Raw genomic sequence first — 7,151 nt, 5'->3', positions numbered from 1 at the left:
TGGCCCGACCACCAGGTGATGTGCCCAGTTCGGCGGCCAGCCCTGCCAGGCGATCGGTCTCCGGCCCCGGCACCGCCACGGCCGCCTCGAAGTAGCGGCGGAACAGCTCCCGCCCCTCAGGGGCGCGGGAGCCGACGGTGATCCCGAAGTCCAGGCCCTTGGGGTAACCGCCGACGAACGCCTCGGGCAGCACGATCAGCTCCGCCCCTTGGGAGGCGGCCTCGCGGATGTAATGCTCGCCCTTCTTGAGGGTGGCCGCGGTGTCGAACAGGACGGAACCAGCCTGCACGACGGCCACTCTCACAGAGGTCATACCCAAAATTGTCCTCCCCACTCCATCAGAAGGGAAACTAATATGGGCGATGATGATCATCGACGAACGTGATTTCCGGAATGTGGACCTCAATCTGCTGGTGACTTTCGAGGTGCTCATGCGCGAACGCCACGTCACCCACACCGCCCACGCCCTGGGCATCAGCCAGGCCGCCGCCAGTGCGGCCCTGGCCCGGTTGCGCCGGCTCTTCGACGACGAGCTGTTCACCCGCACCAAGGACGGAATGGCCCCCACCCCGAAGGCGAAGGAGATCGCCCCACGCATCCGGCGGGCGCTGCGAGAACTGTCCGGGGTGCTGTTCGAGGAGCCCGTCTTCGACCCCGCCGCCAGCGACCGGGCGTTCGTGCTGGCCATGTCCGACGACATCGAGGCCCGCATGCTGCCCCGGATGCTCCAGCACCTGCAGGAGCAGAAGCTGGGAGTGTCCGTGCTGGTGCGCCAGTCCAACCGCTACACCGTCGAGTCCCTGATAACGGAGGGTTCCGTGGACCTGGCCATCGGGGCCCTGCCCGGGTTGGCCGAAAGTTTTCACCGGGAGGAGCTGTTCTCTTCCGGCTACGCCTGCCTCTACGACGGGGACCGCCGGCGGGTACCCGCTGGGGCTGGAGGACTACCTGGCCATGCCGCACCTGCTGGTCTCCTACGACGGGCGGCGCGGGATCGTCGATGATCCGCCTCAGGGCCTGGGGTTGCGCGGGCGCATTATCGGGTCCACCACCCACTTCTCCGGGGCGCTGACCCCCTTGAAGACAGCCGACGTGGTGGTCACCCTGCCGCGCCACGCCGCCGAGGCCTTCGCCGCGACCACCGACCTCGTCCTCTCCCAGCCCCCCATCCCATTCCCCCGGTTCACGGTCTCGATGGCCTGGACCCCCCAGCGCGAGAACGATCCGGCCCAGCAGTGGCTGCGCGGTTTCGTCCGCGATTGCCTCGGCAGCTGACGCGTCTCACCAGCACTCTCCGGCTCCTCGGGCCTTCCAGGAGCGGAAACTCAGGCAGTAGCCATTGGGGCCTCGCGGATGCGCCGGTAGAGGGTGGCCCGGGACATGCCGAGGTCGCGGGCGACTTGGGTGGCCGGCTCGCCGCCGACTCGATCAGCCGCAGCGCGTTGCGGATCTGGGAGTCGGTGAAGGTCTGGCGTCGCCCGCCGAGGTCCTTGCCGGCGGCCCGGCGCTTGGCCACCGAGTCGGCGATCCGCTCTCGCTTGATCTCCAGCTCCATCTGGGCCAGGGCGGCCATGACGGTGAACGACCATCGAGCCCATCGGGGTGGCCGTGTCCACGTCTCCCCCGCCGAGGTTGAGCACCCGCAGCCCGGCACCTCTACCTCCGCAGCGCCTCGGCGAAGGCCAGCATGTTCTGCGTCGACCGCCCCAGCCGGTCCAGCGTGGTGATCACCAGGCGTGTCGCCCTCCTCGAGCGCGGCCACTGCCTTGTCGAACTGCGGACGCGATGCACGGCTCTCCAGACACTCCACTGGTCGGCGTACACGTCATCGCGCCGCACACCGGCACCCAGCAGGTCATGCACTTGACGGTCCGCGTCCTGCTGCCGCGTCGACACTCGACGCGTACCCGATCAGCTTCCACACGGCCACCTCCATCTGTCTCGCAACTAACGTTGAGTATCCGATTCTAGGGCATGGATAAAGCACAAGGATGCGAGACAGGCCGAACCGCGGAATCATGCGGGCGCAAATTTTCCGGGCACGAGACGTCTCGCATCCCTTGGACTGCGAGACGCACCAGACGCCCTGAAAGCTCCTAAGACTCGGTCTCACCCGTCTGCGAACCCCGCAGCAGAATGCAGTGTCAGTCGGAGAATCGTTCATAGGCACTCTGCCGGGAGGTGTTCAACGCCCACCCAACCCCAGCCCACGAGGCCCCGCTCCCTCGGGCATCCTCCACGGCGTCGCGCAGCGCCACGCCGGCCCCGCGCTCCAGCAGGCGCAGGAACCGCACTCGCTCCAAGGCTCGGTCGGCGACATCATCGGTCCTCGCGGCCGCCCACGCATCGGCAGCCATGCGCAGGAACTGAGCCACTGCCACTCCGTCACGGTCGTCCACCGGTACGGAATGGTCAGCCAGGGCTGCCCCCAGCTCCCATGCCGCGTGCGGCGCCGTCACGCCTTGCTGTCCATCGCGGCCGAGCACGTCCACCTCCGAGGTGTCATGAAACCCTGACACTGTCAGGATCTCCTGACACTGTCACGAGGTCAAGTACTCCAAGCTGGCACCAGAGCACGCATTCCCTCGCACCGGCTCCAGTCTTGCAACCAAGACGTCGCACAACCCTTACCTTCGGAGACACCGTTGATGGGCCGCGCGTGACTCTCGGACAAGTGCCTGCGATGGTTACGATGAAACCGATTTTCATCAGTCACAAGCCATAGGAGGGGCGATGCCGTTCGAGGTGTTTGACAAGAGGATGACTCCGCTGGCTAAGGCGCCGAGCGTGACAATCCAGAAGCGGGGGGTAATCTCGCTGAACAGGGCCGCTCACGACTTGATCGGCAACGCTGAGACGGTGGAGCTGCTCTACGATCGTGACCGCCAGGTGATGGCGCTACGTGCTACTGATGACTCCTCCCCACACGCCTACGCAGTTCGCAGCGGCTCTAAGCGAGGGCCTGGGCAGGCGATCGTCTCGGCCACGGCCTTCACCGCGCACTACGGCATCGATACCACGACCACGAGACGGTGGAAGCCGTTCGTGGAGGACGCCATGCTCTGCGTGGACCTCGCGACCGAGGGCACCATGATCACCGGCAACCGCACCAAGACCACGGCACCGGCAGACGCCGTGGAACTAGCCGAAGCACCGACAGACGATGCACCCGCTGACGCGCCCACCGACGACGATCCCGACCACCCCTGATCTCACTCCCCCACCCGGATATCAGTAGGAACACCACCCATGGCTCAGAAAGTCGAAGTACGCCTTGAGGACGACCTTGACGGCGGCCCCGCCGACGACACCATCACCTTCACCCTGGATGGCAAGGACTACGAGATCGATCTCTCCACCACCAACGCCGAGAAACTGCGCGATGCTCTACGCCCCTTCGCGGAGGTTGGCCGCAAGACCACCCGTGGTGGTGCCCGCGGCACCCGGTCCCGCGCCTCCGGCAGTGATCCGGACACCGCGAAGATCCGGGCCTGGGCGAAGGAGAACGGCTACGAGGTCTCCGACCGCGGCCGCATCCATCAGACCGTCAAGGACGCCTACTACGCCGCCCACTAAGCAAGCAGCACCTCGATAGACAGCGCACGGCGCCGGTCCTCACTGTTGTAAGGGCCGGCGCCGTTACCGATGAGGCTGATGCCCTTGGCCCATGACTGCCACGCTGCAAGCACCGGCCTGTCCCGCATCAACGGACATCCAGCAGACCAGGCCCCATAACCAGAGTGGCTCAAACACCACGACTTAGGGACGTTGCTCTCGCCGCTCAGAACAGTCTGTATCGACCCATGGCAGTGGCAGATCTGCGACTGAACAGATCTCTGGGTGCCCAACGGCGCTTCGCGCTTCAACTACTCAGCAAGCCATGCTGACATCGACACCGAGAACCGCAAGGAGCCCAAGACGACGGGCGCCACGGATCCCCGTCGCCAAGTTCCCATAACGTAATCTGGGATCAGCTGACCACAGGGAGAGAGCACATGAGCAACCGCGAGAAGGACCCCCCGGAGAGCCAGGTTCGCATCCTGTTCGGCCGAAGCGGTGGGCGGTGCGCGTACCCAACATGCGGAAAAAGCTTGGTAATACCAAGCAAAAACCGCAAAGATCAACCAAAAAATGTGGCCAAAATTGCACACATCGCAGCTGCAAGCCCGGGCGGTCCTCGCTATGACGCCGGCATGGAGCCCAACGAAAGACGGGCCGAGTCTAATTTAATACTGCTCTGCGGCGAACATCATGACGCGGTTGACACGCAAACCGCTTTTCACACCGTGGAATGGATGCGCGAAGCGAAACAAAATCACGAACTAGCCATGGATCGGGCTGCTGAATATGCCATGGGGTTAGTTGGATTTAGAGAGCTACAAATGGTGTGTGACGGATTGGTCCTAGGGGTTACAGTTCTGGACGACGATATACCGTCAATCGAACTAGCTATTGATATTAATGAGAAAATTCAAATTAACAAACTCAGCGAAGAGACCAAAAACCTCATTGAGCTAGGCATGGCCCAAGACAGAGAGGTCAGAAAATTTCTCTCAACGATGGATCAAGCCATGATCGGATTTTCCGAAAAAGTGACGGCACGCTTCAAAGGACTCTACTACCACGGATTCGCAGAGGGACTGTCAGGCGATGACCTATTCAACAATATAGTTGGGTCCACCTACGCCAACTGCGGACCCACTCTTACCCCTGAGGTCCAGGCGGCGTCTTTGGCTGTTGTCGCCCATCTATTCTCGATCTGTGAAATATTTGAGCATGAGCCTATTACTACCGGGTAAGCACGTTTCCGCCTCTGATTCACTACTAAGGCAAGCAGAAGTTCTGTTTACCTCACTCGACGATGATGTGTCCGTGGCGCAAACATGGATTAAGTGCCGAGACATTTTCCAGAACATTTCCTTTGCCCGCTTTGTGCTGATGCTGGATTTACTATTCGCAGTGCAGTTGCTGGAATACAAAGACGGACAACTCCTTAAAAGGGGGCATAATGCTGCATCGCCTTAGCGCCAATAAAGAAGAGTTCCAGTCAATACAGTTCAGCTCTGGCTTGAACCTGATTGTCGCTGACCGAGCCCCAGGAGCGTCAGAAAAGCACAGTCGGAACGCTAGAGGTAAGACCAGCATCTTGCAGGCAATCGACTACTGCTTGGGCTCAAAGCGGCCCACATCTTTCAAATTTCTCGCAGAAACGGGGTGGTCTTTCACTCTGGAATTAGATCTATTTAACTCACGCGTGTGGGCTACGCGGGAGGTTAAGGGCGGTAGCCGTATTAGCATAAAAGCATCGGGCGGAAATGCTAATCTCATGCTGTCTGAATTCCTACGTGAAGATGGAACCATCTCACTTGTTGATTGGAAGTATTTACTTGGTTTAGGCTTGTTTGGACTGGACGAGAACACAGAACCGGGTTCTCATGGCATTTCACCGCGAACTTTGTTGTCATACGTAATCCGCCTTGATGCACCGCGTGATCCAACCAAAATCCTAGCTCAGCAACCTGCCTGGAGCAGCCGCCAGCACGTCGCATACTTACTAGGGCTAGATTGGACGTACACCCATGCGCTGGCCCGCATGGAAAGGGACGAAGAAGCTTTTAAAGCATTAAACTATGCTCAAGAGGTTCAGCTGATCCCAGGTTTCATGGAAGATGAGTCCGAATTATTGATAAAACGCGCCGAGCTTGAACGGGAGCTTGCGACTGCAACAGAACAAGCTGAATCATTTATTGTTCTGGATGATCCCCAGGGCACCTTAGCTGAGTCCAATAAAATCGCGACTCAAATTACCACTATAATGGATGAGCAGGTGGCCGCGGAGCGACTGCTCATGCTTTACCGAGATTCCCTTGATGAACCTGATGACGACACCGACGCCAGTGTTGTTGGTGACCTCTATCGGGAGCTGGGATTGGTCTTCTCGCCAAATGCCCTACGTCGCTTTGACCAAGTTGACGCCTTTCACCGCACACTCGCTGGAAACCGACGTCGCTTTATTGAATCCGAGATTTCTCGTCTTGAACGAGACGTCCATAATCGACAGCCTCGAATCGACGAGCTTCAAACTCAGAGACAGGTGCTTTTGCGCCGACTTTCCAGCGGTGGTGGCCTGGATGATCTATTAGAGTTGCAGCGTAAAGTGACGGAGACTAAAGCCCGGCTAAGCACCATCGACGAGGCCATCGAACTCGTTCGAAACGTACAAGCTTCAAAGGATGCACTAAACGTTCGCCAGGCCACCTTCCGCCGCGACGCTCGTGAGAATTTGAATCGAGATCGATCATTCCTCGACTCGGTCAACTCCCGATTTAGCGAAACCATTGGCAACCTTTACGGACGCCCCGCGTCCATAACTGTCGACGTTGACGATCTGGGCTATAAATTTTCTATTAAGGTCTCCGGCTCGTCGAGCAGTGGCATAACAAAAATGCAGCTATTTGCGTTTGACCTTACCCTCATGGAACAGAGTCGCTGGAATCGGCACCCCCACTTTCTTATTCATGATTCTACGGTTTTCGATGGAGTTGATCCTCGGCAAATAGCCGGCGCACTAAACCTGGCGCGTACTACAGTTGAACGAGCGGGAGCACAGTACATTGTAACAATGAACACCAATGACATACCGCCTGCAATTTCGTCGGCCGAGTGGTATGAAAGTTGCGTACGCCGCACCATCTTGGACACTGAAGTCGGAGGCGCTTTTGGTGTTGATTTTGGATCTTATTCGCGCCCTATGTCCCTCGCTCACAGTGGCGCACAATAGATTTACATGGATGCCGTGATGCAGGTGCAGTACTTTTATTCCACCTATTTTGACAAGAACATATCATGCTATTTGATCCAGCATCCTTTTTGCATAAAAATTGGGCATGATGGCTTTGTCCGATTAGCTTTTCGCAGCAGATTGTTAAGATGCCTGTTCTTTTCCTGACACGGTTTTCCGGTCCCTCACGTAGTTCAGGCTTAGGTGGGCCAGTGGCTAAACGTGACAGGGGGTCGCCCTAGGATGGTGGGATGACCGAAGCTGTGGCTGTTGATGTACTGCGTGACGGGGACACCGTCGATCTCCGCAAGGCCCGGGGTGCGTTCTTCACCCCGGGTGCGATCGTGGACTTCATCGCCCAGTCGGCCAT

General features: G+C 59.1%; 11 protein-coding genes. 7 read left to right on the top strand and 4 right to left on the bottom strand.

The genetic code is table 11. The features are described 5' to 3' along the window. Positions 1-373 (bottom strand): nitrilase-related carbon-nitrogen hydrolase (locus ACXAD8_RS23115; protein WP_475233121.1); only part of this gene is annotated, 373 nt, incomplete at its 3' end. On the opposite strand from ACXAD8_RS23115, the gene ACXAD8_RS23110 reads away from it, so the two are divergent. Together ACXAD8_RS23110 and ACXAD8_RS23105 are read left to right on the top strand one after the other, a co-directional pair. Next, on the top strand, positions 363-1,004 hold the full coding sequence (locus ACXAD8_RS23110; RefSeq protein ID WP_475233119.1) for a LysR family transcriptional regulator: 642 nt from the start codon (positions 363-365) through the stop codon (positions 1,002-1,004). The two genes, ACXAD8_RS23115 and ACXAD8_RS23110, sit on opposite strands and share 11 nt — an antisense overlap. Further along, complete coding sequence (locus ACXAD8_RS23105) at positions 955-1,275, top strand: LysR substrate-binding domain-containing protein (protein WP_475233117.1); 321 nt, start codon at positions 955-957, stop codon at positions 1,273-1,275. Before ACXAD8_RS23110 ends, ACXAD8_RS23105 begins: the two co-directional genes overlap by 50 nt. 50 nt (positions 1,276-1,325) lie before the next feature. On the opposite strand, the gene ACXAD8_RS23100 is transcribed toward ACXAD8_RS23105, so the two are convergent. The 3 genes from ACXAD8_RS23100 to ACXAD8_RS23090 form a co-directional block, all read right to left on the bottom strand. Continuing rightward, complete coding sequence (locus ACXAD8_RS23100; RefSeq protein WP_475233122.1) at positions 1,326-1,589, bottom strand: helix-turn-helix domain-containing protein; 264 nt, start codon at positions 1,587-1,589, stop codon at positions 1,326-1,328. A gap of 67 nt (positions 1,590-1,656) precedes the next feature. Continuing rightward, positions 1,657-1,896 carry a recombinase family protein gene (locus ACXAD8_RS23095; RefSeq protein WP_475233115.1) on the bottom strand — a complete coding sequence of 80 codons (240 nt, stop codon included), beginning with the start codon at positions 1,894-1,896 and terminating at the stop codon, positions 1,657-1,659. A gap of 248 nt (positions 1,897-2,144) precedes the next feature. Then, complete coding sequence (locus ACXAD8_RS23090; protein ID WP_475233113.1) at positions 2,145-2,519, bottom strand: hypothetical protein; 375 nt, start codon at positions 2,517-2,519, stop codon at positions 2,145-2,147. A 214-nt stretch (positions 2,520-2,733) separates the two neighbouring features. On the opposite strand from ACXAD8_RS23090, the gene ACXAD8_RS23085 reads away from it, so the two are divergent. From ACXAD8_RS23085 to ACXAD8_RS23065, 5 genes are all read left to right on the top strand, one after another. Beyond that, the gene (locus ACXAD8_RS23085; protein ID WP_475007739.1) at positions 2,734-3,210 is read left to right on the top strand and encodes a hypothetical protein; all 477 of its coding nucleotides are present in this window, start codon (positions 2,734-2,736) and stop codon (positions 3,208-3,210) included. Positions 3,211-3,249: 39 nt separating this feature from the next. Next, entirely contained in the window at positions 3,250-3,576 is a 327-nt protein-coding gene (locus tag ACXAD8_RS23080) for a histone-like nucleoid-structuring protein Lsr2 (protein WP_475233111.1), read from the top strand. A 419-nt stretch (positions 3,577-3,995) separates the two neighbouring features. Then, on the top strand, positions 3,996-4,799 hold the full coding sequence (locus tag ACXAD8_RS23075) for an ABC-three component system protein (RefSeq protein ID WP_475007741.1): 804 nt from the start codon (positions 3,996-3,998) through the stop codon (positions 4,797-4,799). Continuing rightward, positions 4,777-5,025 (top strand): ABC-three component system middle component 6, encoded by a 249-nt coding sequence (locus tag ACXAD8_RS23070; protein ID WP_475007787.1) that lies wholly within the window; start codon positions 4,777-4,779, stop codon positions 5,023-5,025. The genes ACXAD8_RS23075 and ACXAD8_RS23070 overlap by 23 nt, the downstream gene beginning before the upstream one ends. Before the next feature lie 301 nt (positions 5,026-5,326). After that, on the top strand, positions 5,327-6,781 hold the full coding sequence (locus ACXAD8_RS23065) for a DUF2326 domain-containing protein (protein ID WP_475007742.1): 1,455 nt from the start codon (positions 5,327-5,329) through the stop codon (positions 6,779-6,781). Positions 6,782-7,151 lie beyond the last annotated feature (370 nt).

The organism is Planctobacterium sp. AWH2_060 (assembly GCF_056158425.1).
Note: the sequence above shows the minus strand (reverse complement) of the source record. Positions and strands in the feature narration are given on the sequence as shown.

What these genes read in the sequence shown, in the direction of transcription:
- ACXAD8_RS23110 (WP_475233119.1), top strand. Translation starts at nt 363, where the DNA reads ATGATGATCATCGACGAACGTGATTTCCGGAATGTGGACCTCAATCTG.
- ACXAD8_RS23105 (WP_475233117.1), top strand. Translation starts at nt 955, where the DNA reads ATGCCGCACCTGCTGGTCTCCTACGACGGGCGGCGCGGGATCGTCGAT.
- ACXAD8_RS23100 (WP_475233122.1), bottom strand. Translation starts at nt 1,589, where the DNA reads ATGGTCGTTCACCGTCATGGCCGCCCTGGCCCAGATGGAGCTGGAGAT.
- ACXAD8_RS23085 (WP_475007739.1), top strand. Translation starts at nt 2,734, where the DNA reads ATGCCGTTCGAGGTGTTTGACAAGAGGATGACTCCGCTGGCTAAGGCG.
- ACXAD8_RS23080 (WP_475233111.1), top strand. Translation starts at nt 3,250, where the DNA reads ATGGCTCAGAAAGTCGAAGTACGCCTTGAGGACGACCTTGACGGCGGC.
- ACXAD8_RS23075 (WP_475007741.1), top strand. Translation starts at nt 3,996, where the DNA reads ATGAGCAACCGCGAGAAGGACCCCCCGGAGAGCCAGGTTCGCATCCTG.
- ACXAD8_RS23070 (WP_475007787.1), top strand. Translation starts at nt 4,777, where the DNA reads ATGAGCCTATTACTACCGGGTAAGCACGTTTCCGCCTCTGATTCACTA.
- ACXAD8_RS23065 (WP_475007742.1), top strand. Translation starts at nt 5,327, where the DNA reads ATGCTGTCTGAATTCCTACGTGAAGATGGAACCATCTCACTTGTTGAT.